The organism is Xanthomonas arboricola pv. juglandis, from assembly GCF_905367715.1.
Taxonomy (GTDB): Bacteria; Pseudomonadota; Gammaproteobacteria; order Xanthomonadales; family Xanthomonadaceae; genus Xanthomonas; species Xanthomonas arboricola.
The window spans coordinates 3,446,738-3,471,422 of sequence record NZ_HG999362.1 but is presented as its reverse complement, the minus strand read 5'-3'; the positions used below and the strand labels follow the sequence as shown (position 1 = coordinate 3,471,422).

The window sequence follows — 24,685 nt, the reverse complement described above, 5'->3', positions numbered from 1 at the left end:
CGGCCGGGCGGCGATAATGGTCCTCTTTCCCTTGGACCGGTGCGCATGACCCAGAAGACCATCCTCAACGACATCCATCGTGCGCTCGGCGCCAAGATGGTCGACTTCGGCGGTTGGGACATGCCGATCCATTACGGCTCCCAGCTGGACGAGCACCACCAGGTGCGTCGCGACGCCGGCATGTTCGATGTCAGCCACATGACTGTGGTCGACCTGCACGGTCCGCGCGTGCGCGAGTTCCTGCGCTACCTGCTGGCCAACTCGGTGGACAAGCTCAAGGTCTCCGGCAAGGCGCTGTACACCTGCATGCTCAACCCGCAGGGCGGGGTGATCGACGATCTGATCGTCTACTTCCTGCGCGAGGACTTCTTCCGCCTGGTGGTCAACGCCGCCACCCGCGAAAAGGACCTGCAGTGGATCGGCGAACAGGCCGCAGCTTTCCAGGTGCGCGTGGAAGAGCGCGGCGACTTTGCGATGATCGCCGTGCAAGGCCCCAACGCGCGCGCCAAGGTGATCGAACTGGTGGATCCGGCCGATACCGCAGCGGCGAGCAAGCTCGGCCGTTTCGCTGCGCTGCAGACGCGTTCGCGCGATGGTGTGGAGCTGTTCCTTGCGCGCACCGGCTACACCGGCGAAGACGGTTTCGAAATCGTGTTGCCGCAGGAGGCAGCAGTGGCGTTCTGGAGCGCGCTGCTCGCGCAGGGCGTCAAGCCGGCCGGCCTGGGCGCACGCGACACCTTGCGCCTGGAGGCCGGCATGAATCTCTACGGCCAGGACATGGACGACACTGTCAGTCCGTACGAGGCCGCGCTGGCCTGGACGATCGCCCTGGACGACGGCCGCGACTTCATCGGTCGCGCCGTGCTCGAGTCGCAAAAGGCGCAGGGCGCACCGCGTCAGCTGATCGGTGTGGTGATGGATGAGAAGGGCGTGCTGCGGCATGGCCAGACCGTGCTCAGCGCCAGCGGCGAAGGCGAGATCCTGTCCGGCACCTTCTCGCCCACGCTCGGCAAGGCGATCGCGTTTGCGCGCGTGCCGGCCGGCAGCATCGACGCGCTGCGCGTGGACATCCGTGGCAAGCAGGTGCCATTGCGCGCGGTGAAGTTTCCGTTCGTGCGCGACGGCCAGGCGCAGCCCGGCGTCCTTGGCGAATGAGTCAGACCTCTGCCGGGCGTGCAAACGTCCGGCAGCCACGCGCGTGCACCTGTCTTGTCGTGCGGTCTAAACTAGCCACCTGTCCCCAACCCATCAGTTTCCCCGGAGCACACCCATGAGCGAGATCCCTGGCGACCTCAAGTTCCTCAAATCCCACGAGTGGGCCCGCGTCGAAAGCAGCGGCCGCGTGACCGTCGGCATCTCCGACCACGCGCAGGGCTTGCTGGGCGACTTGGTCTACGTCGAACTGCCCGGCGTCGGCGACACCGTGCAGGTCGGCAACGGCGCGGCGGTGGTGGAGTCGGTCAAGGCCGCCTCTGACGTCTACAGCCCTGTCAGCGGCACCGTCGTCGAGGTCAACAGCGCACTCAGCGACAAGCCGGAGACCATCAACGAAGACGCCTACGGCGAAGGCTGGATCTTCGTGGTCGAACTCGACGACAAGGAAGAGCTCAACGACCTGCTGTCGCCGGACGACTACGCCGAGCTGCTGGAAGACGAAGCGCACTGAGCGCGCCTCGCCCGTCGCACACCCGGATGGCCGCTCATTGGAGCGGCCATTTTTTTTGCCTGCGTGGCGGTGGCCGCGCGTCGATCCCGCCTGCCGATGACATGCGTCCTGCCGATCTGCGCGCGCCCGACCGGTGCCGGCTGTCGCTCGCAGTCGAAGCCTTTGCCGATGTTCGACGACCGTGCACTCGCCAGCGGCATGCGCGCGCGACATCGTCGAACGCGACGCGACTGTCGCGGCGTCGGATTTCTGGCGTGAGCCGGTCGTGAGGAGATGGCGTGCAGCCGGTGAAAAATGTTTGCAGCATCGCCTGCATCCAACCTCGCACACGGTGCGCAACGCATGCCGTTGGCAGCGCATGCGGATGCACGCAAGGGTCGAAAACCGCGCAATAAGTTTGCGCATTTTTGCTTGTGCGAGGCCTCAGGCAAGCTTGGTCGATAAAAAATTTTCAGCTGGCGGACAGGCGGCGCGCGCTGTGGCGAGCTGGCGTGCGCTGCTACGTCGCTGCAGTGGGCAACAGCGCGCATGTCTGCATCGCAAAAAAAAAACAGCACAAAAGAAGTGCTTTTTTGAAAACGTCGTTGCGCCGCTGCATGCCAAGGGCAGCGACGCGCGCCATCGCACGGCGTCTTTGGACCCGCTCGACGGGGCGCATCGCGACGAGGCGTTGAAAAAAAAATGCAAAAGAGTGTTGACAGTAAAAAAAAGCGTGATTAGGTTTCGCCCAGCAGACGTTGCTGCGAAAGAGAGTGAGCAGAATCGACATCAAGCCGACACGCTTGTTCCCGATGTCCACCGAAGCGCTATCCACGGTGGAGTTGGGTCCGCTTCTCTCCGAAAAAGCAGCAGTCGCTCCGATCACGCACCCGCGTCGCTGTTCGATGCGGGTGTTTCTGTATCCGTCCCGTCGCGCATTACCTGCGGACGGTTCCCGACGACGGCATGCCGTTGCGGGGTTTGCTTCAACTGGGCGTTTCACCTCCATAGTTCACTGACGAGGAGCCAATTACATGGCCACTGCAAAAGCTGCGAAAAAGAAACCCACTGCCAAGAAGGCAGTGAAGAAGACTGCCGCCAAGAAGGCAGTCAAGAAGGTCGCCAAAAAGGCAACCGCCAAGAAGGCAGTGAAGAAGACTGCTGCCAAGAAGGCCGTCAAGAAGACTGCAAAGAAGGCAACCGCCAAGAAGGCAGTGAAGAAGACTGCAAAGAAGGCAACCAAGAAGACTGCCGCCAAGAAGGCAGTGAAGAAGACTGCGAAGAAGGCGACCAAGAAGACTGCCGCCAAGAAGGCCGTCAAGAAGACCGCCAAGAAGGCAGTAAAGAAGACCGCGAAGAAGGCAGTTGCCAAGAAGGCGACCAAGAAGTCCGCGACCAAGAAGACTGCCGCCAAGAAGCCTGCTGTGAAGAAGGTCGCCAAGAAGAAGCCGGCCGTTCGCAAGAAGAAGGCCGCTCCGGTCGCGCTGCCCGCAACCCCGGCGCCGCTGATCTGATCCGCACTACCCGATCGCCGTAAACATCGAGCTCTCTCCCCGACGCCCAGCGGGGAGGGAGCTTTTTTATTGGTGGGCCCAGGGCGTCCGTGATCGAGGAAGTCCCGGTCGCACGCAGGCAGCCAAAGCTATCGCCGCCGGATGCGTTGCGCTGTGCGTGACGGGATGTCAGGCCGGGACGTTGTGGCTATCGCCGCACTATCGTCGCTTGCCACCCGCCATTCGTTTTCGCCGGTCCAACCCTGTTGGTGGGCTGGGCCGCTACGCCGCCCGCCCAAACTGGCCATCCTCTGTCCCGATCGTTAGTGCCGCCATCGATTGGCGTAGCGGTGCAATGTGTTGGTCGTGCCAAGCGAGGGGGATGCATTGGGCCGCATCATGAGGCGGGCCATCCGTCCGCTGTTCGGTCAGGTCTTACGCACGCACTTGGCAAGCTGACTCAGACCTACGCTTGCCATGATCGTCATCGCATGGCCATGGAGCAATGCCCGGCTTCCCGGCTACCGATGTCGACGCGCCCGATTCTCTGCAGGCCAGAAACGACACAGGCGGCCGAAGCCGCCTGTGTGCGAGGTCGCCGCAACGCCAACTCAGCGCGGCGATGCCACCGACTTGCCCGACGAGGCACCCTTGCCGGCAGGGTCGGGGCGCTCGGCCAGCATGTTCTCGCTGCCGAAGTCGCCATCCACATCGATATCCAGCCAACGCTTGGCGGGCAGACCCAGCGCACGATCCAGGATGGTCGGCAGCATGCCGGAGGGCAGGCCGCTCTCGCCGTTCCACATGATCGCGATGCCGAGATCACGTTCGGGCAGCAACGCGACCAGGCCGCGATAGCCTTGCACTGCGCCGGCATGGAAGACGACCTGATGGCCGGCGTAGTCGAACACGCGCCAGCCCAGCGCGTAGCTGGCAGCGTCCACACGCTCGTGGCGCCAGCCCGAGCGCATCTCCCCAGGCGTGGAGATCAGCGGCGCGTGCAGCGTCGCCAGCAGCGGCGCAGGCAGCACGTCGGTGCGGTGGCCTGTGTGCGCAAGCAGCCACTGCGCCATGTCGCTGGCGCTGGCGTTGACGCCAGCAGCGGGGGCCAGACGGTAGTAGGTCGGCTTGGGCGTCAGCGACACCCAGCCATTGCGGCTGCGCACGTGCGGGCGTGCCCAGCGCGGGCTGGCCTGGATACCGGCCAGACCCATGCTCGCATCGTTCATGCCCAGCGGCTTGAAGATGCGGCGCTCCACCGACTGCTCGTAGAAGCTGCCCGACGCAGCAAACACCACATCGCCGACCAGGCTGAAGGCGACGTTCTGGTACGCATAGCAATCGCCGGGTGCGCAGCGCAGCGGCGCGGCGGCAAGCTTGTGGCTGAGCGAGTAATAGTCGACGTTGGATTCGATATCATTGTCGTAGGCATTACGGGTCAGCCCGACGCGGTGGCTGAGCACCTCGGCGACGGTGAGCTGCCGGGTGGCGACGTTATTGCTGAGCTGGAAGCCGGGCACGTAGTCCACCACCTTGCTGTCCCAACGCAGCACGCCGTCGTTGACCAGCAACCCGGTCATGGTGCCGGCGAAGGCCTTGGACAGCGATGCCAGACGGAACACGGTATGCGCGTCGACCGGCTGCGGGTGATTGACGTCGGTGACGCCATAGCCGCGCGCGCTCAGCACCTTGCCGCCCTGCACGATCGCCATCGCCATGCCGGGCAGGCGATTGCCGTAGGTCAGCTGGTTGGCCATCGATTCGAACGCAGCCACATCGAACCCGGCGGCCGGGGCCAGCACCTGGCTGGCCGGGAGCGACGCACGGTATTGCAGCGGAGCGGTGGGCGACTGCACGAAGGTAGCCGGCTGCAGCGCAGAAGCAGCCGGCGCAGGTGTCTGCGCGGTGGAAGAGAGGGCCAGAGGCAATAACGCCCCGAGCAGCCCGATTGCCAACGGTCGGAACCGTCGGCGCCTGCGCATTTGAGTCATGGTTGTCCCGCCTGTTCCACTGCCTCCGGCGATTCTAGCGCCGCGCTTCGCAATAGCACAAACTGCCGGAAGATGAATGGGCATCATATTGATCCTATTGATGATTTTAGGTTCATAAATCGACCTGCGCGGGGCCTTTCCAGCGCCACCCGGAGCCTGTGCAGAGACAGCTGCAAGCAGCGTGCCGTAGCCGCACGCAATCGATATGGTGCGTGCCGCCCGCTGCTGCTGGTGATGCAGCGCGGCATCGGCTAACTTGCGCGCTTGTTTTGCGGGTGTTGCCGCTGCCATGTCCCTGCTGTCGCGCCCGTTGATGCGAGCGAGCCTTACCCGATGACCAGCCCCTCTCCGCCGCGCTCTGCGGCTGGCCGTCTGAGCGCGGCATTGCGCAGTTCGCCGCCGCTGGCGTGGTCGTTCCTGTATTTCTTCTGCCTGCTCAGCGGCTACTACGTGCTGCGCCCGGTGCGCGAGGCGATGAGCGCGTCGGCGGATGTGGAAGCGATCTTCCCCACCGGCATGACCGCCTTCTTCGCCGCGCATGGCGTGCCGCTTAAAGACTTCACCCTGCAGGTGCTGTTTACCTGCACCTTCCTGATCATGGTGTTGCTGCAGCCGGTCTACGGCGCGCTGGTCAGCCGCTACCCGCGCCGGGTGTTCCTGCCGGCGGTGTATGGCTTCTTCATCGCGACCCTGTTGCTGTTCTACGTGTTGTTCGACAGCGGCGTGCCCGGGCGCGGCATGGCGTTCTTCCTGTGGGTGACCGTCTTCAACCTGTTTGCGGTGGCGGTGTTCTGGAGCTTCATGGCCGACGTCTTCAGCAATGCCGAAGCGCGCAATTACTACGGTTACATCGGTGCGGCCGGCACGCTGGGCGCGTTTCTCGGCCCGATCCTCACCCGCACGCTGGTCGAGCGCATCGGCATCGCGCATCTGATGCTGGTGTCGGCCGGGTTCCTGACCGTGTGCGTGGTCTGCGTGCTGCGTCTGCGCCTGTGGGCGGTTGCGCGCGAGCAGGAGCGACAGCTGGGCTCCGGCGAGGTGCCAATGGGCGGCGATGTGCTGGGCGGGCTCAAGCTGATCGTGCGCGAGCCGTTGCTGCGCTGGCTGGCCTTCATGGTGCTGTTCGGCGTGGGCGTCGGCACCTTGCTCTACAACGAGCAGGCAGCGCTGGTACGTCGTCTCTACACGGACGCAGCGGCGGCCACCGCCTATTACGCCAGCATCGACCTGGCGATCAACGCGCTTACCCTGGTGTTGCAGCTGCTGGTGACGCGCGCGCTGCTGTCGCGTTTCGGCATCGCTCCGGCGCTGCTGATTCCGGGCGTAGCGATCACGCTGGGCTACGCCGTGCTGACGGCCTCGCCGCTGCCGATGATGCTTGCGATCGTGCAGGTGATCACCCGCTCCAGCGAGTTCGCACTGGCCAAGCCGGCGCGCGAGACCTTGTACACGCGGGTGGATCGGGAATGGCGTTACAAGGCCGGCGCGGCGATCGACACGGTGATCTACCGCGGTGGCGATCTCACCTTTGTCTGGGTGCACAAGCTGGTGTCGGCATTCGGCTCCAGCGCAGTGTTCGGCGTCGGTCTGCTGGTGGCATCGGGCATGATCCTGGGCGCGTTCGGCCTGCTGCGCGAGGCGCGCAAACTGCCCGCAGAGCGCGATGCGGAGACTGGCAATCAGGTCTCCGACTAGGAGCGGTCAACAAGTGGCCTGGTTGCAGGGCCCTTGCCCGCCCACCCTCGCGGGACATGCCGCAAGTACGTCCTTGTAGGCTCTTACGCGGCATCCGTGCCGCGTAAGGTCCCGCGACGGTGGGCGGGCAAGGATCTGTCGAGCTAGTCGGTGTGCATGGTGTTCAACAAAACAGCCGCAGCCGGTGAGGTGTCCTCGCCGCGCCTTCTACGCTGTGAGCTTGCTGCAGGGCCCTTGCCCGCCCACCCTCGCGGGACACGCCGCAAGTACGTCTTTGTAGGCTCTTACGCGGCATCCATGCCGCGTGAGGTCCCGCGACGGTGAGCGGGCAAGGACCGGTCGAGCTAGTGGTTGTGCAGGTGTTCAACAAAACAGCCGCAGTCGGTGCCGTGTCCGCGCCGCGCCTTCTACGCTGCGAGCTTGCTGCGGGGCCCTTGCCCGCCCACCATCGCAGGACACGCCGCAAGTACGTCCTTGTAGGCTCTTACGCGGCATCCATGCCGCGTAAGGTCCCGCGACGATGAGCGGGAAAGGACCTGTCGAGATGATCGGTGTGCATAGACAAGCAGGGCATGAACGGCGTGTCCCGCAACCGGAGAGGGCACTGCGTGCTCGACTGAATGAGCTTTTGACCTTGGCGTTGGGCTGCACCTAAGCGATGCCGCTGTTTGAACTCGCCGCGTTTGCCTTTGGGCGAGTGTGGCGAGCAGATAGATCAGGTGTGGAGCGCTTGATCTGCAATTTGGCTGCAACACCTGTGCCCGCCCACCAACCATCGCAGGACACCCCGCCGATGTCCGCAATCGCGACGCTCCGATCGTGCCTGCAGGTCCTGCACATCTCCCATCTCTCGCCGGAGCGTCGGGTTCCATCGCCTGCTCTGAACAGCAGGGCCGCAATCACCGCTATGCTGACCGCCACATCCATCACGCCGATCTGCCATGTCCCTGTTCGCCATCGTTGCCGGCCTGTGCGTCGCTCTGTTGCACGTCTACATCCTGGTCTTGGAGATGGTGCTGTGGACGCGGCCGCTGGGCCTGAAGACCTTCCGCAATACCCTCGAGAAGGCGCAGGCCACGCGCGTGCTGGCGGCCAATCAGGGCCTGTACAACGGTTTCCTGGCGGCGGGCCTGTTCTGGGGCGCGTTGCAGGCCCGCACAGATGTACTGAGCTTCTTTCTGGGCTGTGTCGTCGTGGCAGGTTGCTACGGCGCCTACAGCGTCAACCGCCGCATCTTTTTCGTGCAGGCCTTGCCCGCGTTGATTGCCCTGGCGTTGCTGTGGTTGCCACGCTGAGGCGGTGTGCTCGCTGTCTGTAGGAGCGGGCCTGCCCGCGATGAGGCGTTACCGGTAGAGCTTCATCGCGGGCAAGCCCGCTCCTACCAGGCGGTCCACCGGGATTGCAGTTGCTGGGAACTGATTGGAGACGCTGACGGCAGGCAGTGCAGTTGCGAAATGCTCGGTCTCCACAGTAGCCAATCTCCACAAACGACAACGGCGGGCCGAAGCCCGCCGCTGTCTACTTGTCACCTCGGCCTGAGACTTACGCCGCTTCGCGCGGACGCTGGGCCTGCGGCCTGTCGTAGTAGCTGGCCGCGCGCAGCTCGTGCGGGTCGAAGTCGTCGACGGCGATGGTGTCCATCATGATCTCGCGCAACTCTTCCAGCTGCCTGCGCTCGTCGATGGTGATCACGCCTTCTGCCACGGCTTCGTCCAGCTGGGCGGTGAAGTCCAGCGCTTCGATGCCCTTGGTCTTGAGCGCCTTGAGGAACTTGCGCTCCACCGGCTCGGCCAGCACGGCCTTGGCCAGGTAGCTGGCGATACGTCCGCCCGGATTGTTGGCGCACGGGGTCAGGAACACGCCCTGGCCCAGACGGTCGCGCGCTTCGTTCGGCGTCATCAGGATCGATGCCACGCGATGTCCCAGGCGGTCGCCCGGTGCCTCGGCACGACGGCCCAGCGGGAAGATCAGCACCCACATCAACCAGCCCACCGGACGGATCGGGAAGTTGCGCAGCGCCGCGGACAGTGCGGTTTCGATCTTGTGCACGCTGTCATGGAACGCCCAGGCCAGCAGCGGCTGATCGGTCGCCGGCGCGCCTTCGTCGTGATAGCGCTTGAGCATCGCGCTGGTCAGGTAGATATGGCTCAGCACATCGCCCAGACGGCCGGACAGCGATTCCTTGAACTTGAGCTTGCCGCCGAGCATCAGCATCGACACGTCGGCCATCAGCGCCAGGTTGGCGGAATAACGATCCAGCTTGCGGAAGAAGCGCCGCGTATACGCATCGCCCGGCGCTGCACCGATGCGCGCACCGGTCAAACCGAACCAGAACGAGCGTACTGCGTTGGAGATGCCGAAGCGGATATGCCCGAACAGGCTCTGGTCGAACTCTTCCAGGCCACGACGCGTATCCGGATCCTGCGCCGCCTGCATTTCCTTCATCACCCACGGATGGCACAGGATTGCGCCCTGGCCGAAGATCAGCAGGCTGCGGGTCATGATGTTGGCGCCTTCAACAGTCACGCCGATCGGTGCCGCCTGCCAGGCACGGCCGGCAAAGTTGCGCGGCCCCAGGATGATGCCCTTGCCGCCGATCACATCCATCATGTCGCTGACCACTTCGCGGCCCATGGTGGTGCAGTGATACTTGGCGATCGCCGACGGCACCGATGGCACATCGCCACGGTCCACTGCCGCAGCGGTGGCCTGCGACAACGCACTGATCGCATACGCCTTGCCGCCGATCCGCGCGAGCGCTTCTTCCACGCCCTCGAAGCGGCCGATCGACAGGCCGAACTGCTTGCGAATACGCGCATATGCGCCGGTGACCACGGCGGCATACTTGCCACCGCCGCTGGCCGTGGAGGGCAGGGTGATCGAGCGGCCCACCGCCAGGCATTCGTTGAGCATGTTCCAGCCCTTGCCGACCATCTCCACGCCACCAATCAGCTGGCTCAGCGGGATGAACACTTCCTCGCCATGGATCGGGCCATTCTGGAACGGCGAATTGAGCGGGAAATGGCGACGGCCGATTTCCACGCCAGGGGTCTCGCGCGGCAGCAGCGCCAGGGTGATGCCGATGTCCTTCTTGTCGCCGATCAGCCCATCCGGATCGTAGGCGCGGAACGCAAGGCCGATCAGCGAGGCCACCGGCGCCAGGGTGATGTAGCGCTTGTCGAAGGTGAGCTTGACGCCGAGCACGTTGGCGCCATTCCACTCGCCCTTGCAGACGATGCCGTAGTCGGGGATCGAGGTCGCATCCGAACCGGCGAACGGGCCGGTCAGACCGAAACAAGGCACCTCGGCACCGACCGCCAGACGCGGCAGGTAGTAATCCTTCTGTTCCGGCGTGCCGTAATGCAGCAGCAGCTCACCCGGCCCGAGCGAATTCGGCACGCCGACGGTGGAGCTGACCACGCTTGAGATCGAGGACAGCTTCTGGATCACCTTGTGATGCGCCAGCGCGCTGAAGCCCAGGCCGCCGTACTGCTTGGGAATGATCATGCCGAAGAACTTGTTCTTCTTGATGTACTCCCACAACTCCGGCGGCAGATCGGCGTGGACGTGGGTGATCTCCCAGTCGTTGACCATCTTGCACAGCTCTTCGACCGGGCCGTCCAGGAAGGCCTGCTCTTCGGCACTCAGTTGCGGCTTGGGATAGTTCAGCAGCTTCTGCCAATCCGGGTCGCCGGTGAACAGCTCGCCTTCAAAGCCCACCGAGCCGGTTTCCAGCGCGATGCGTTCGGTTTGTGATAGCGGCGGCAGCACCTTGCGGAAGAAGCCCATCAGCGGCGTGGTCAGCAGCGGCTTGCGCAGGAACGGCAACAGCACCGGCGCGGAAACCAGCACCACCAGCACGGCAGCGACAATGGTTGCGGTGAGATTGGCATCCAGCAACCAGCAGGCCACCAGCACACAGGCGCTCAGCGCGACCCAGGTGGCAAGGCGCATGCGGTGATAGGCAGCGATGCCCGCCGCCAGGATGACGAGGAGGAACGGTGCAACGATGCTCATGGTCTTGCTCCAGTGACATGCTCGGTAATGTTGGACGCTGCGATGGTGCCAACCGGGGGCAGTGCGTCCAGATAATGCAACACGGTTGCGGTAAACGTGGTGTTGTCGTCGCCGGCCAGCATGTGCGTGGCATCGGGCAGATGCACATGCTGCGCATGCGGGACGATCGACAGGAATTCGTTGATATTGTCCGGCGTGACCAGTTCGCTACGCCCGCCGCTGATCAGCAGCATCGGGCAACGCACCCGCGCGGCGGCGTCCAGCAAGGTCTGCTGCTGTGCGTGCGGATCCTGTCCTGCCAGTTCATCGACCAGCCGCGGATCCCAGTGCCAGTGCCAGCGCCCGTCTGCGCGCTGCCTCAGCAAGGCCTGCAACTGCTCGGCCGTCTTGCGCGGGCGCTGCGGCAAATAAGCGGCAATCGCATCGGCGGCGGCATCCAGCGATGCGAAGCCATCCGGATGTGCGGTCATGAAACGCAGGATGCGCTCCACGCCCGCGGTATCCCAGCGCGGCGTGATGTCGACCAGCACGATCGCGCGAAACAGGCCTGGCCAGCGCGCCTCGGCAAGCAGGCCGAACAAGCCGCCCATCGATGCGGCAACCAGCACCGGCGGCTCGGCCTGCTCGCCGGCCAGCACGATCAAGTCATCGGTGAACTGCGTGGCCGAGTAGGGCAGGTCCGCGTCGTTGAAACCGGAATCGCCATGACCGCGGGCATCGTAGGCCAGCGTCCGGTATCCGGCGTCGGCCAGTCGGGCCGCAGTGCTTTCCCATGCATGCCGGGTTTGTCCAAACCCGTGCGCCAGCAGCACCGTCGGCGCGTGGTGCGTGCCCCGCACCGACACCGCAAGCGATGTCTCGCCAGCGTCGATGCGCGTGGGGGACGCACGATGGGCGAGGCTAGGAGAAGAGGTGACCATACCTCATGGTATGGACCTGCCTGGGTCGCTGTCAATACTCCTTGGTATGGACGGTTAAGCCATTGAATCGTGGCAGTTGTGTGTCCTTTTTGTGATGCATACTGCAACTGACTCAAGCGTATGGTTAAATCGCGGCAATGAATGACATCACCGACCCAAGCCTCACCACGCCCCGCGCCACGTCCGGTCGCGGCAACCGCCTCAGCGCGGACGATTGGGCGCAGGCCGCACTGGACCTGATCGCAGAACAAGGGGTGGGCGCCGTCGCGGTGGAGCCACTGGCACGCCGGCTCGGCGTGACCAAGGGCAGCTTCTACTGGCATTTCCCCTCGCGCGATGCGTTGCTGCAGGCAGCCCTGGAGCGCTGGGAGATCTTCGAACAGAAGGAAGTATTCGGCAGCCTGGAAGACGTCCCTGACCCCAGCGCACGCCTGCGCGCGCTGTTCCAACTGGTCGCGCACGAAGTCAAACCGCACGTCATCTACAGCGAACTGCTCAAGGCACTCGACCACCCGGCCGTGCGCCCGGTCATCGACCGCGTCTCGCAGCGCCGTCTCGACTACCTGATCGCCTCGTTCCGCCAGGCCGGCCTGAGCCGCACCGACGCCCAACACCGCGCCCGCCTGGCCTACGCCGCCTACGTTGGCTTCCTGCAGCTCTCGCTGCAACTGCAGCAACCCAAGCAAGCTCGCGAAGACTTCGAAGCCTACGTCGAGCATGTGATCCAAACCTTGATTCCTGGCTAGGTCTCAGGCGCCCGGGATGGATTGATTCCTGATCATTAGGCAAAGAAAAACCGCGACTCCTGCGAGTCGCGGTTTTTTGGTTACGTATTACTTAAGCGGACGAATATCAGAACTTCTGGGTGTAACGCATGTAGTAGAAGCGACCCGGGATTTCGTACTGCGGGTCAAAGCTATTGGCAAACGCCGTGGCAGCCTGCGGCGGATCGCGGTCAAAGGCATTATTCACGCCAACAGTAACGCGCGCGTTCCACGGTGCCTTCCAGTACGCGGCCAGATCGGTGTAAGTCACGCTGGGGACATGATTACGCGGCGCTGCACCTGCAGCGGTCACACGATCCGGATCCGAACACAGCAGCGCCACGTTCGCCGGAGTCGCCACGTTGGCGCCGGTGCAGTTTTCGACCTGCGAGCTGTAGTAGCGCATGGATGCCGAGCCGCCGACATCGCCCAATTCCCAATTGAGCATCAGGTTGGAGCGGATGCGCCAGTTGTTGTCCTGTGCCGAGCCGCCACGATACAAACCAACGCGGTTTTCGGGATCCTGCAGCGGCTTCTCGACCACGAACTTGCTCATATAGGTCGAGTCCCACACCAGGCTGAAGCTGCCCCATGCGGTGTCCGGCAAACGATAGCCTACGGTCAAGTCGTAACCTTCAGCCTCGATTTTCGCAATGTTGTTCGGCACTGCCAGCAGATTCGACACTTCGCCAGTAGGTTCGCGCTGAATCAGCGAGCAAGCATTGGCGATGCCTGCCAGATAGCAGCTGTCTAGGGTTTCCTGCACGGTCTGCGTGTCGATCGCATCTTCGATCTCGATGTTCCACCAGTCCAGCGAGATATCCAGGCCAGTGACCCAGCTCGGGCTGAACACAAAGCCCAAGGTCTTGGACGTCGACGTTTCCGGCTGCAGGTTGGGGTTGCCGCCAGTAGCGGTACGCACCTGCGGGTTGGCCTGAGCGTAAGCTGGCACTGCGCCGCACGAACCCGGACGCGTTCCGTTGACGGAACCATCGCTGAAGGAGCCTGCGCAAGGATCACGCACGTCTTCGAAGGTATCGCTTACGCCCTGGAACAGCTCGTTGATCGACGGTGCGCGGAAGCCCTGCGACCAGTTACCACGGATCATCAAATCGGTGATCGGCTTCCAGCGGAAACCAAACTTGCTGTTGGTGGTGTCGCCGAAGTTGCTGTAGTCCGAATAACGCGTGGCCAGACTGAAGTCCAGCAACTGTGCGCCCGGCAGGTCAGCCAGCAGCGGCACGGCGAGTTCGAGGTAGGCTTCGTCCAGCTTGTAGCCGCCATTGGTCGCGGTACGTGCGTTGCCAGTGGTGTCACCGGAGTTGATCAGCGCGTCCGGATCGTCAAAGCCCGACTCTTCACGGTGTTCAGCACCAAAGGAGAATGCAAATGCACCTCCCTGCAGGTCGAACAGCTCGCCGCCGATGTTGCCGAAATAGGTCTTCTGCTCGTACCCATAGAGGTCATGTGCATTGAAGCCAGCGTAACCCAGCATTTCCGGGGTCAACGAGCCCGGGCCGCTCAACATGTTCATCGGCACGCAGCCGTCGATCGTGCTGGCAGCGGTACCGCAGCGTGCTACACCGCCAGCGTCGACAAACGACGGGCCAAGCGCGTTACGCAGTGCAGAAATATTGAACAGGCCGGTGGTGCGATCGGTCTGGTCATTCTTGCCGTAGAACATCCCGGCTTCCCAGCTGAAGAAACGCTGGCCAACTTCGAAATCACCCTCGAATGCGCCGCTAAACCCGAACGTCTTGACGTTCTGGGTGAAGATGCGACCGCCGGTCTCTTCGGCGCGGTACTGGATGTAGTCGATATCGCGGCCGGTGTTGTTGTAGATGTTGTTTGCCGAAATAACGATATCTGCGCCGTTGGTGCCGGGCGCGGAGCGACCAAGAACGACCGGCATCGGTGCCAGGATCTGGCTCGACTCGCGCTCGTTGTAGGTCACCGTGGTCTTGAAGCGCACATTGTCCGTGATCGACAGGCCAGCGTCGGCGAATACCGACTTGCGCTCCTGCGGGGTCACCAGATAGTTAGCCGGCGCAAAGTTGTAGCTGTCGGCTGCAGTGTAGTTGCGCGAGGTCGTACCACCGTTATTGGTGATGGAGAACCCAGGCGTTCCGTTGAAGCGCGTTGCGCCAAAGGTGGGTGTGCCAGTGGCGCTGGTGCCGGTCGGCCCGAAGATGCCGAAGCGACCGCCAGGAATCGTGGTGCTGTTGCCGGTGCCGGCAACGGCGCCGAACACCGGGACCGACGAGATTTCGCGATCACCTGCCCAGACTGGCTCTTCTTTGACGTAGCCAACGCCCAATGTGGCGTGCCAACGATCGCCGGTCGAGCCGATGGTGAAGTCGTAGGACTCGCGGCTGCCGTCGCCCTTGTCGTACTGGCCGAAATAAGCATTCGCTTCGGCGCCATCGAAGTTCTGGCGCAGAATGATGTTGACCACGCCAGAGATGGCGTCGGAGCCGTAAATCGTGGAGGCGCCGTCCTTCAGGACTTCGATGCGCTCGACGGCAGCAGTCGGAATCGTGTTGAGGTCGACTGCGCCGCCCAGGCCGGTGCCGCCGACCCAACGACGACCGTTAACCAGCACCAGGGTGCGGTTGGAACCGAGGTTACGGAGGTTGACGCGGGTTTCGCCGTTGCCGCCATTGTTGACGTTGCTGTTAAGCGCCGAACCACCCGAGCTGATGTTCTGGATCACGTCGCCGATCGAGGTCAGACCCTGCGATTCGATCTGCTGGCGGCTCATGGTGAAGACTGGCTGCGACGTTTCAACGTCGGCGCGCTTGATGCGCGAACCGGTCACTTCGATCTTGTCGAGGTTGGTGGTGCCGGCTTCCTGCGCGACGGCGGTACCGGTACCGGCCACGCCCACGACAAGCGCGAGGACAACTGCATCGCGCAGCTTGTTGGACTTGCAATTCATTAGCTCTCTCTCCAAGTGATCTTGGGTACTGCCAAGGGTTGTTTGCCTGTCGGGGGGTCCGAAAGAAGCGGATCCAAAACGTCAGGGTGAACCGATGGTATATGCGTTATGCGAGAAATTAAAGTCCCGTTAACGAAAAAGAAGAAAGACGTGAAAGGTGGCCTCGGGCGCGGGCCCAGAACGAAAAACGCCACCGGCTGAAAACCGGTGGCGTCCTATCAAATTACTGTCGAATCAATGACTTAGAGGTCTTGCTCGTACCGAACGTAGGGAATCGTACCGTCGCTGTTGCTCTCGTTGCTCGGCGCAAACGGGTTCTTGCCGCGGGAGATGACGTTCTCTGCGCCGACCGTCAGCTGGCCACTCCAGGGGGTGCGCCAGGTCAGGCCCAGGCCCAGGCCTTCCCACTTTTCCGGCTGGCCGGGGACGTCGACGACGCGGCCGATGACGTTGGCGCTGAAGGCGCCATAGCCGCCGCCGACGCTCAAGGTCTTGCTGTCCCACTGGTCGGCAATCGCCGGCGAAACGTCGGCAAGCGGCACCAGGCGGGCGCGCGCATAGGTGCCACCGATCGAGACGAAACCTTCGCGGCCGATGTTCTTCTGCCCGAACACGGTCAGGTCGTTCTGTTCGACGCGGGTCAGCGGTGCCTTGCCGGCGCCGATCAACCAGGCCGGCAGGGTGTCGCGGCCGGTGCCGGCAGTGACGCCAGCGCGGGTGCCAGCGCGGTTGAAGCCCAGGGTCGCCGAGACGCGGCGCGATGCAGCGGCGCTGTCTTCTTCGTCATCGCCGATGCCTGCGAGCAGGCAGTGGCTGGCGAGTCCGTTGATGTTGGTGCCGCGGCTGCTGTTGCAGATCAGGCCCAGCGAATCGCCGGACGTCAGGCCGAAGGCTGCGTCCAGCGAGTTGCGACCGAAGTGCCAGCGTGCGCCGGCCTTCTGCTCGCCGGTGGGCTCCAGGTACAGAAAGGCTTCGACCTTGCCGCTGCCCTTGTTCCACACCGGCAGGATGGTGCTCTCACGCAACTGCTGGGACGCCGACTGCGCATGCACACCCGTGGCTGCCGCGAGGGCAACCAGCAAAGCGAGCGGAAGGCGAAGAAGGTGGCGCATACCAGAGTTCAGACCCAGGGGCAGTTGTTAAGTTCCCGAGAGCGGGCAATGAGAATGCTAGGGCGTTTATGATTATTTAACAAGTGGCCGCGTTCCCCAGAACGCGGCGTCAACGCTATCTATTGCAACCTTTCCGGCGCGTCCAGCGACGGCTGCGCCTCGCTGAAAAGTACGTCCAGCGCGGTCAACGGAAAGTGATACTCACGCCCGCAGAACTCGCAACGGACCTCGACCTCGCCGGTCGCCTCGGCAGCGGCGCGGGCTTCGTCTTCGCCCAGGGAATGCAGCATCGAGGCGACCCGCTCGCGCGAGCAGGAGCAGCCGAAGCTGAGCGGCTTGCTGCCCAGCAATTGGGTGTCTTCCTCGTGGAACAACCGGTGCAGCAGGTCCTCGCTGGCGACCGACAGCAATTCCGGTGCGCCCAGGGTGTCGAACAACGCGCCGATGCGGGTCCAGCCATCGGTGTCGCCCTCGTCGCCGGGCAGCTTTTGCAGCAACAGGCCGGCGGCCTGGTCCGGGCCCGCGGCCAGCAGCAGGCGGGTCGGCAGCTGCTCGGACTGGTGGAAATAGGTCTCGAAGGCCTCGGCCAGATCCGGCGCCTGCATGCCGACCAGGCTCTGGTAGCGCTGCGGTTCGCGCGGGTCTAGGCCGGGGTTCTCGATGGTGATCGCCAGCAGCGCGGCCTCGCCCAGTTCGCGCAGGTCGGTGGGTGCATCGGCGCCGTCGGCCAGCTGCACGATGCCGCGCAAGGTGCCGGCCGCAGTGCATTCGGCAAACAGGGTGCGCAGCGTCTGGTTGCCGCGCAGTTGCACCGACAGGCGCCCGTCGACCTTGGTGTGGCCGGTGAACAGGGCGGCGGCCACCGCCGCCTCACCAAGCAACTGGCGCGCGGCGGGCGGGTAGTCGGCGGCTCCCTGGATATCGTGCCAGGCCTGGGTCAGGCGGACATGGACGCCGCGCACGCCGGCAGCAGGCAGCAGGAAATGGGAAAGCTGATCGTGATCGGTCATGGGAACATCGGACGTAAGGGACGCCGGTTGCCGGATAATGCAACGAGCATCGGGATGAAAGGTCGTAGCGAACAATGGGGACGGATGCATTGGATGGCAAGCAGGTGGCGCCACCGCGGCGCGCGCGGCGCTGGCTACGTTGGCTGTTGGCAGCACCGCTGCTGTTTGCCGCCGCGAGCGTGCTGCAGGTGCTGGTGCTGCGGGTGGTCGATCCGCCGATCAGCAGCATGATGGTGGGGCGCTATCTGGAAGCCTGGGGCGAAGGCGACTGGGATTTTTCGCTGCACCAGCAATGGCGCGACTACGACAGGATCGCCGCCAGCCTGCCGATTTCGGTGGTGGCTGCGGAGGATCAGCAGTTCCCGGTGCATCACGGCTTCGATCTGCAGGCGATCGAAAAGGCGCGCGATCACAATGCGCGCGGTGGACGCGTGCGCGGGGCCAGCACGATCAGTCAGCAGGTCGCCAAGAACGTGTTCCTGTGGCAGGGCCGCAGTTGGGTACGCAAGGGCCTGGAGGCCTGGTACACGGTACTGATCGAGTTGCTGTGGCCGAAGCAGCGCATTCTGGAGATGTATCTCAACGTGGCCGAGTTCGGTGACGGGGTGTATGGCGCGCAGGCCGCTGCCCGGCAATTCTGGGGCAAGGATGCGGCTGGGTTGTCACCGACCGAGTCGGCGCGCCTGGCGGCGGTGCTGCCCTCGCCACGCCGTTATGACGCGCGTCGGCCCGGCGCCTATGTGCAACGGCGGACGGCATGGATCCAGCGGCAGGCACGCCAGCTGGGTGGCCCTGCGTATCTGCAGGCGCCGTGAGCGTGCAGACGTCCGGGCCCGCACAATTGCCGGTGGCAGCAGACCGCCTCACGGTGGTGATTGCAGCCTACAACGAGGAGACCAGCATTCCACTGCTGCATCCGCGCCTGTGCGCAGTGCTGGCGGGTCTGAGTGGCGTGCAGACGCATGTGCTGTATGTCGACGATGGCAGCAGCGATGGCACCTGGAGCGTGTTGCAGGCACTTGCCGATGCTGACGCACAAGTGAGTGCGGTGCGGCTGTCGCGTAACTTCGGCAAGGAAGTGGCCATTTCTGCAGGCCTGGACCATGTGCTGCCCGGCGCGGTGGTGCTGCTCGATGCCGATGGACAGGACCCGCCGGAGTTGATCCCCGAGTTCGTCGCACTATGGCGTGCCGGTTACGACAACATCTTCGGCACGCGGATTTTCCGCGAGGGCGAGAGCTGGCTGAAGCGCAGTGCGGCGCATGCGTTCTACCGGGTGATCCGGCAGTTGTCGCGCACACCGATTCCGGCCGATACCGGGGATTTCAGGCTGTTGTCGCCGCGGGTGGTGGAAGCCTTGCAGCAGCTGCGCGAGCGCCACCGTTTCATGAAGGGGCTGTTTGGTTGGGTCGGGTTTCGCCAGGTGGCATTGCCGTACCGGCGCGCGGCGCGGCTGTCGGGGCGCAGCAAATTCACGGTGTGGCGGCTGTGGAACTTCGCGCTGGATGGCATCACCAGTTTTTCCACCGTGCCGCTGCGCGTGGCGACCTATCTGGGCTTGCTCACCGCGCTGGTGGCATTCCTGTTCGGTGGCTGGGTGGTGATCAAGGCGGCGCTGATGGGCGACCCGGTGGCCGGCTGGCCGACCATGATGTCGGTGATCCTGTTCCTTGGCGGTATCCAGCTGATCGCCCTGGGTCTGATCGGCGAATACCTGGGCCGCCTGTATGACGAGGCCAAGCAGCGTCCGCTCTACCTGGTCGATACCCACCGCGGCGCGGTGGGAGTAGTCTGCGACCACCAGACCAAGCGCGGAGCGGGCCATGCAGACCGTACGACAGCTGTTGGGGACCAAACAGGTTGAGGTATTCGCGGTAGCGGCAGACGCTGCAGTGATCGAGGCGATCCGGCTGATGGCCGAGAAGGGCATCGGCGCGGTGTTGGTGATGGACGGGCCACGCCTGGTCGGCATCGTGTCCGAGCGCGATTACGCGCGCAAGGTGGTGCTGCGCGATCGCGCCTCATCGACCACCAGCGTTTCCGAAATCATGAGTACCCAGGTGGTGACAGTGTCGCCGTCGGACACGGTGGAGCGCTGCATGCAGTTGATGACCGATGGACGCTTCCGGCATTTGCCGGTGGTCGACAACGGCCGCGTGCAGGGCGTGATTTCCATCGGCGATCTGGTCAAGGCGGTGATCGAGAACCAGCAGCGCGATATCGATCAGTTGCAGCGTTACATCGCCAGCTAGGGCGGTGCCGGCTACGTTCCCTGCGTCTTGTCTTGAGCCACGCTGTTGCTCGATATAGCTGCGTGTGCCTGTTGCGGGCGGATAGCTCAGCTGTAGAGCGTTTGATCTGCGGCCTGGTCGCAAGGCCCTTGCCCGCCCACCATCGCAGGACACGCCGCAAGTACGTCCTTGTAGGCTCTTACGCGGCATTCATGCCGCGTAAGGTCCCGCGACGGTGGACGGGCAAGGACCAGTCGAGAGGGTCGGTCTGCATGGTGCAAGCAGTGCAGGCCGTGCGGTCGTTTGAGGACTGCGGTCTGATCAGCTCCTCTCGATCCGTGCCATCACTGCAGTTTTGGGGTCACTGCATCCGTCAATGCACTTGCATGCGATCGACACCTTGCCACCATCGCTACAGCATTGGACAGGTCTGCTGGTCGCCCAAAGTCGTGTAGTGCACTTACTTTGCGAACTTGCCGCCGCAATCGCTGTCCTTGCCGGGGCCCGGTTCGAAGGTTGCAAGCAACGCGGCGGGTGGAGCGATCATGCCCAGGCCGACCGCAAGCGCGCCGCGCAGACCCAATGCCTTGAAGTCGGGATGGAAGGTCGGGTCCTTGAAGCTGCCACCGATTCGCAATGGCGAGCGCAGGCTCAGGATGCTGCGGTCTTTCGGGCGTGGGCGCAGCAGCAGATCCAGCGTTTCGTCCTTCAAGCTGATGCTGCCTTCGCCAATGATGATGGTGTCGGTGCTGTCGAACGCCAACGCACGCGATTGCATCAGGCCGTCCTGTACGCCGAAGTCGCCGAAGATGCAGCGCACTGGAATCTGGCGGTCCTTGGTGACCAGATACTTGAGCGACTCGGCGATATCCAGCCCGGCCAGTTCCATGATCAGATTGCCGACATGGCCGCGGCCCATGCCCATGCCGATCGTGCCGTCGGCGGTACCGAGCATCGCGCCGATCGAGTTGCCGCGGCCACGCAGGTCGAATTCGCCACCGATGGCACCCGAGGCCTGCTTGGCAAGCGCGGTATCGGGGAAGAGCTGATCCAGCCGAATGCCACGAAGCCCTGCCTTGAGTTGCGTGGTGATCACTTCGTTGCGGGCATCCATGCGAATGGTGGAGCGGATATCGCCACCGGCAACGCCGAAGTTCAGCGGGTCCAGCTGCAGCAAGCCGTCCTTCAATGTCAGCGAGGCATCCATGTCGTCCAGCGGCCACGACGGCGCATTGATACGCTGTGCGCGCCAGCGTACCTGCGCGTCCATCGCGCGTAGCTTCGACAAGTCGTAAGGGGTGCTGGGCAGCACGCGCGCGCTGGCTGCGAGCTGTGCGGCCTGTTTTTTCTGTTCGGCATTTGCCGACTCGTTTGCGCCAGTCTTCGGTGGTGCGCCGACGAACCCTGCCAGGTCATCGAAGTCCAGGCGTTTGGACGCCAGATCGGCACGCAGGAACGGACGCTTGTTACGCAGGTCCACTTCTGCAGTGCCCGACAGATCGCTGTCGCCGGCGGTACCGGTGAACTTTTCGTAGCGCCAGAGCTGGCCGTTGCGGCGCAGATGACCGTCTAGCTTGTACGGCGGCGTCGACGGCATGGCCACGCCGGTCAGCGGATACAGATCCTGCATGTCCTGGCCGCTGAGCGCCATCTGCAGATCGAAGACCTGGAACTGGAACGGGTTGGTCAAGGTGCCGCGCACGTGCGTGCGGGTGGCGCCGGCGCTGCCGCGCAGATCGATACGGAACGGATGCTCGCTCTGGCTCAGCTCCAGCGGCGAGGCAGTATTGCCCTTGAGCGTAAAGGGATAGCCCTTCCAGCGGCCCTTGCCGTCGATGCCGATCGGCGCTGCACGTTGGTCGCTGCTCGGTGGTGCAAGGCTGTTGATCGCCACATCCACGTTAGAGCGATTGGCTGCATCGATGTACTGCAGGCGCCCGTTGTTAACCAGCAGGCGGCCAAGGCGCGGCATCGTGCCGTCGCCATCGTCCTGATCGAATACCCAGTTGCCGGGATGGGTGTCGTCGCCGGCTTCCAGCAAGACGGTTGGGTGATCCAGACGAATTTCCGGCAGACGCACCTTGCCGCGCAAGAGCGGCCACAACTCGACATCGATCTCGGCCGAATTGAGCTCGGCCATCGGCCCGCGCTTGGACCATGCTGCGTTGGCCAAACTCAGCCGATTGCCGCGCACAGTGGTCGTGCGGCCCAGCTTCACGTCCAGATAGCCGAGATGGAATTCGCGACCGGTCTTGGCGCTGACTAGGCGTTCGACCGGACCGCGCAGCCAGTTCCACTGGAACAGCAGCACGAAGATCACCACGGCGGCGGCGACGATGGCAAGCCCAACCGGCCAGCGTCGACGACGTGGCGTGGGGGAAGGTGGTGCAGCTGAGGTATCGGTCACGTTGTTCACGCGGGCCATGGTTGGCGATGCCTCGTGCACGGCGCGCGAACGCGCCGAAGATCGCGTCTCACATCACTTGCGCAATCACCGCAACGAAGTGGCAAGCGCTGCCCGCCAGCACGAACAGATGCCAGATCGCGTGGAAATAGCGCTGGGTGTCGCGTTGGTAGAAATACGTGCCCAAGGTATAGAAGAGTCCGCCAGCCAGTAGCCAGCACAGAGACCAGGTATCGACCGAGCGCAGCAACGGCTGGATCGCTACGACGATCAGCCAACCCATCGCCAAGTACAGCACCGTCGACAGCAGGCGGAAACGACCGGTGAAAAACAGTTTGAAGACCACTCCGGCCGCGGCGATCGTCCAGATCGCGGCGAACAATCCCCAGCCCCAGGAGTCGCGCAGATTGATCAGCGTAAACGGGGTGTAGGTGCCGGCGATCAACAGATAGATCGCGCAGTGATCGAGCACTTGCAGGCGCGCCTTGGCGCCCGGATGCGGGATGGCATGAAACAGCGTGGAGGCGACGTACAGCAGCACCAGGGTGGCGCTGAACACGATGGAGGTGGCCAGTTGCCAGCCGTCGCCATAGATGGCGGCCAGCGTGATCAGCACCGAGCCACCGGCCAATGCGGCAATGGCACCCAGGCCGTGGGTCACGGCGCTGGCTATCTCGTCGCGCAGGTCGGTCGAGGGGGAGGCGTCTGCGTTCATGCCAAAAAGGTACCGCAATTGCGAGCAATTCGCATCGCCAGCAAGTGCGGTCGCAGGCGCCGGTTCAAGCCGCGGTCAATCGATCGCCTTGGCATGCGCATGTTCGCGCGTGGCAGAGAAGCGCACATCCGGCGCGCGTTCCTGCGCCAGCTGCAGATTCACACGCGTCGGTGCGAGATACACCAGCTGGCCGGCCGCGTCGATGCCCAGGTTGCCGGCGTTTTTCTCGCGGAACTCCTCCAGCTTCTTGGCGTTGTCGCAATGCACCCAGCGTGCGGTGGTGACGCTGACCGGCTCGAAGATCGCGTCCACGCCGTATTCGTCCTTGAGCCGGTAGGCCACCACGTCGAACTGCAGCACGCCCACCGCGCCGAGGATCAGATCGTTGCTCATCAACGGGCGGAAGAACTGCGTGGCGCCTTCTTCGGACAGCTGAGCCAGGCCCTTTTGCAGCTGCTTGAGCTTGAGCGGGTCGCGCAGGCGCGCACGCCGGAAAAGCTCCGGTGCGAAGTTGGGAATGCCGGTGAACGACAGCGCTTCGCCTTCGGTGAAGGTGTCGCCGATGGAGATGGTGCCGTGGTTGTGGATACCGATCACGTCGCCCGGCCAGGCTTCGGCGGCGATCTCGCGGTCGGAGGCCATGAAGGTCAGCGCGTTGGCCAGCTTGACGTCCTTGCCGCTGCGCACGTGTAGTGCCTTCATGCCGGCGGTGAACTTGCCCGAGCACACGCGCATGAAGGCCACGCGGTCGCGATGCTGCGGGTCCATGTTGGCCTGGATCTTGAAGACGAAGCCGCTGAGCTTGGCTTCGGTCGCCTCGACCCGGCGGCCGGTGGTATCGCGCGCCTGCGGCGGCGGTGCGTGCTCGATGAAGAAATCCAGCAGCGGTTGCACGCCGAAGTTGTTGACGCCCGAGCCGAAGAACACCGGGGTCTGCTGGCCGGCGCGGTAGGCCTGCAGGTCGAACGGATTGCTGGCGCCCTGCACCAGTTCCAGTTCGTCGCGCAGCTCGGCCAGCATCTGCGCGCCGATCTTTTCTGCCAGGCCGGGCGCATCCAGCGACGGGAAGATGGTCGAATCCTGGCGGGTGAAGTTGCGGCCCTGTTCGTACAGGTGCACCTCGCCGGTGATCAGGTGCACCACGCCCTTCAGGCGCTGGCCCATGCCGATCGGCCAGGTGACTGGGGCGCACTGGATGCCGAGCACGGTTTCGACTTCATCCAGCAGATCGATCGGGTTCTTGCCCTCGCGATCGAGCTTGTTGATGAAGGTCATGATGGGGGTGTCGCGCAGGCGGCAGACTTCCATCAGCTTGATGGTGCGTTCTTCCACGCCCTTGGCGACGTCGATGACCATCAGCGCCGAGTCCACCGCGGTCAGCACCCGATAGGTGTCCTCGCCGAAGTCGGCGTGGCCGGGGGTATCGAGCAGATTGACGATCTTGCCTTCGTACGGGAACTGCATCACCGAGGAGGTGACCGAGATGCCGCGCTCCTTTTCCAGCGCCATCCAGTCCGAGGTGGCGTGACGGGCGGCCTTGCGGCCCTTCACCGAGCCGGCCATCTGGATCGCACCGCCGAACAGCAGCAGCTTTTCGGTCAGGGTGGTCTTGCCCGCATCGGGGTGGGAAATGATGGCGAAGGTGCGGCGGCGCGCGGCTTCGTTGGAGACGTCGGACATGGGCTGAGCGCGCCCGGTCGGACGCCTGCGGAAACTGAGGAAGCCGATGATTATAGCGGCTTCGCTGCGG

19 protein-coding genes are annotated in these 24,685 nt (G+C 63.9%); 9 read left to right on the top strand and 10 right to left on the bottom strand.

The window, feature by feature from the left end; genetic code table 11:
* Nucleotides 1-45: 45 nt before the first annotated feature.
* Nucleotides 46-1,155, top strand: a complete 1,110-nt coding sequence (gene gcvT, locus KHN93_RS15170) for a glycine cleavage system aminomethyltransferase GcvT (RefSeq protein ID WP_211920594.1) — start codon at nt 46-48, stop codon at nt 1,153-1,155.
* A gap of 115 nt (nt 1,156-1,270) precedes the next feature.
* Complete coding sequence (gene gcvH / locus KHN93_RS15165) at nt 1,271-1,666, top strand: glycine cleavage system protein GcvH (RefSeq protein WP_016902771.1); 396 nt, start codon at nt 1,271-1,273, stop codon at nt 1,664-1,666.
* Nucleotides 1,667-2,165: 499 nt separating this feature from the next.
* Here gcvH and KHN93_RS15160 read toward each other — a convergent pair whose 3' ends face one another.
* The gene (locus KHN93_RS15160; protein ID WP_211920592.1) at nt 2,166-2,465 is read right to left on the bottom strand and encodes a hypothetical protein; all 300 of its coding nucleotides are present in this window, start codon (nt 2,463-2,465) and stop codon (nt 2,166-2,168) included.
* Nucleotides 2,466-2,679: 214 nt separating this feature from the next.
* Here KHN93_RS15160 and KHN93_RS15155 point away from each other — a divergent pair, with 214 nt between their 5' ends.
* Nucleotides 2,680-3,159: a hypothetical protein gene (locus tag KHN93_RS15155; protein WP_039519650.1), complete on the top strand. Its 480-nt coding sequence runs from the start codon at nt 2,680-2,682 to the stop codon at nt 3,157-3,159.
* A 590-nt stretch (nt 3,160-3,749) separates the two neighbouring features.
* On the opposite strand, the gene KHN93_RS15150 is transcribed toward KHN93_RS15155, so the two are convergent.
* The gene (locus KHN93_RS15150) at nt 3,750-5,129 is read right to left on the bottom strand and encodes a serine hydrolase domain-containing protein (RefSeq protein WP_486684694.1); all 1,380 of its coding nucleotides are present in this window, start codon (nt 5,127-5,129) and stop codon (nt 3,750-3,752) included.
* A 333-nt stretch (nt 5,130-5,462) separates the two neighbouring features.
* Between KHN93_RS15150 and KHN93_RS15145 the strand changes: the two genes are divergently transcribed.
* On the top strand, nt 5,463-6,824 hold the full coding sequence (locus tag KHN93_RS15145; RefSeq protein WP_211920588.1) for an NTP/NDP exchange transporter: 1,362 nt from the start codon (nt 5,463-5,465) through the stop codon (nt 6,822-6,824).
* 941 nt (nt 6,825-7,765) lie between these two features.
* Complete coding sequence (locus KHN93_RS15140; RefSeq protein ID WP_104559818.1) at nt 7,766-8,119, top strand: DUF1304 domain-containing protein; 354 nt, start codon at nt 7,766-7,768, stop codon at nt 8,117-8,119.
* Nucleotides 8,120-8,366: 247 nt separating this feature from the next.
* Here KHN93_RS15140 and KHN93_RS15135 read toward each other — a convergent pair whose 3' ends face one another.
* Together KHN93_RS15135 and KHN93_RS15130 are read right to left on the bottom strand one after the other, a co-directional pair.
* Complete coding sequence (locus tag KHN93_RS15135) at nt 8,367-10,841, bottom strand: acyl-CoA dehydrogenase (RefSeq protein WP_211920586.1); 2,475 nt, start codon at nt 10,839-10,841, stop codon at nt 8,367-8,369.
* A complete protein-coding gene (locus KHN93_RS15130) occupies nt 10,838-11,761 on the bottom strand; it encodes an alpha/beta fold hydrolase (protein WP_211920584.1) in 924 nt (307 codons plus the stop codon). The genes KHN93_RS15135 and KHN93_RS15130 overlap by 4 nt, the downstream gene beginning before the upstream one ends.
* Nucleotides 11,762-11,898: 137 nt before the next feature.
* Here KHN93_RS15130 and KHN93_RS15125 point away from each other — a divergent pair, with 137 nt between their 5' ends.
* Entirely contained in the window at nt 11,899-12,507 is a 609-nt protein-coding gene (locus KHN93_RS15125) for a TetR/AcrR family transcriptional regulator (protein WP_016902764.1), read from the top strand.
* A 106-nt stretch (nt 12,508-12,613) separates the two neighbouring features.
* On the opposite strand, the gene KHN93_RS15120 is transcribed toward KHN93_RS15125, so the two are convergent.
* The 3 genes from KHN93_RS15120 to hslO form a co-directional block, all read right to left on the bottom strand.
* Entirely contained in the window at nt 12,614-15,463 is a 2,850-nt protein-coding gene (locus KHN93_RS15120; protein ID WP_016902763.1) for a TonB-dependent receptor domain-containing protein, read from the bottom strand.
* Nucleotides 15,464-15,705: 242 nt separating this feature from the next.
* Nucleotides 15,706-16,542: an XOO1806 family protein gene (locus tag KHN93_RS15115; RefSeq protein ID WP_039529771.1), complete on the bottom strand. Its 837-nt coding sequence runs from the start codon at nt 16,540-16,542 to the stop codon at nt 15,706-15,708.
* A 152-nt stretch (nt 16,543-16,694) separates the two neighbouring features.
* Nucleotides 16,695-17,585: an Hsp33 family molecular chaperone HslO gene (gene hslO / locus KHN93_RS15110; protein WP_104559815.1), complete on the bottom strand. Its 891-nt coding sequence runs from the start codon at nt 17,583-17,585 to the stop codon at nt 16,695-16,697.
* A 74-nt stretch (nt 17,586-17,659) separates the two neighbouring features.
* On the opposite strand from hslO, the gene mtgA reads away from it, so the two are divergent.
* From mtgA to KHN93_RS15095, 3 genes are read left to right on the top strand one after another with little or no spacing between them, the layout of a single operon-like run.
* Complete coding sequence (gene mtgA, locus KHN93_RS15105; RefSeq protein WP_104553724.1) at nt 17,660-18,400, top strand: monofunctional biosynthetic peptidoglycan transglycosylase; 741 nt, start codon at nt 17,660-17,662, stop codon at nt 18,398-18,400.
* Nucleotides 18,343-19,449, top strand: coding sequence for a glycosyltransferase family 2 protein (locus tag KHN93_RS15100; protein WP_425512702.1), 1,107 nt, complete (start codon nt 18,343-18,345; stop codon nt 19,447-19,449). Before mtgA ends, KHN93_RS15100 begins: the two co-directional genes overlap by 58 nt.
* Nucleotides 19,409-19,837, top strand: coding sequence for a CBS domain-containing protein (locus tag KHN93_RS15095; RefSeq protein WP_104559814.1), 429 nt, complete (start codon nt 19,409-19,411; stop codon nt 19,835-19,837). The genes KHN93_RS15100 and KHN93_RS15095 overlap by 41 nt, the downstream gene beginning before the upstream one ends.
* 439 nt (nt 19,838-20,276) lie before the next feature.
* Here the strand turns inward: KHN93_RS15095 and KHN93_RS15090 are convergent, their stop codons facing one another.
* The 3 genes from KHN93_RS15090 to KHN93_RS15080 all read right to left on the bottom strand — a co-directional run bounded on the left by KHN93_RS15090 (nt 20,277) and on the right by KHN93_RS15080 (nt 24,615).
* A complete protein-coding gene (locus KHN93_RS15090; protein ID WP_425600152.1) occupies nt 20,277-22,241 on the bottom strand; it encodes an AsmA family protein in 1,965 nt (654 codons plus the stop codon).
* A gap of 49 nt (nt 22,242-22,290) precedes the next feature.
* A complete protein-coding gene (trhA, locus tag KHN93_RS15085) occupies nt 22,291-22,935 on the bottom strand; it encodes a PAQR family membrane homeostasis protein TrhA (RefSeq protein WP_016902756.1) in 645 nt (214 codons plus the stop codon).
* A gap of 75 nt (nt 22,936-23,010) precedes the next feature.
* Nucleotides 23,011-24,615: a peptide chain release factor 3 gene (locus KHN93_RS15080; RefSeq protein ID WP_039519673.1), complete on the bottom strand. Its 1,605-nt coding sequence runs from the start codon at nt 24,613-24,615 to the stop codon at nt 23,011-23,013.
* Nucleotides 24,616-24,685 lie beyond the last annotated feature (70 nt).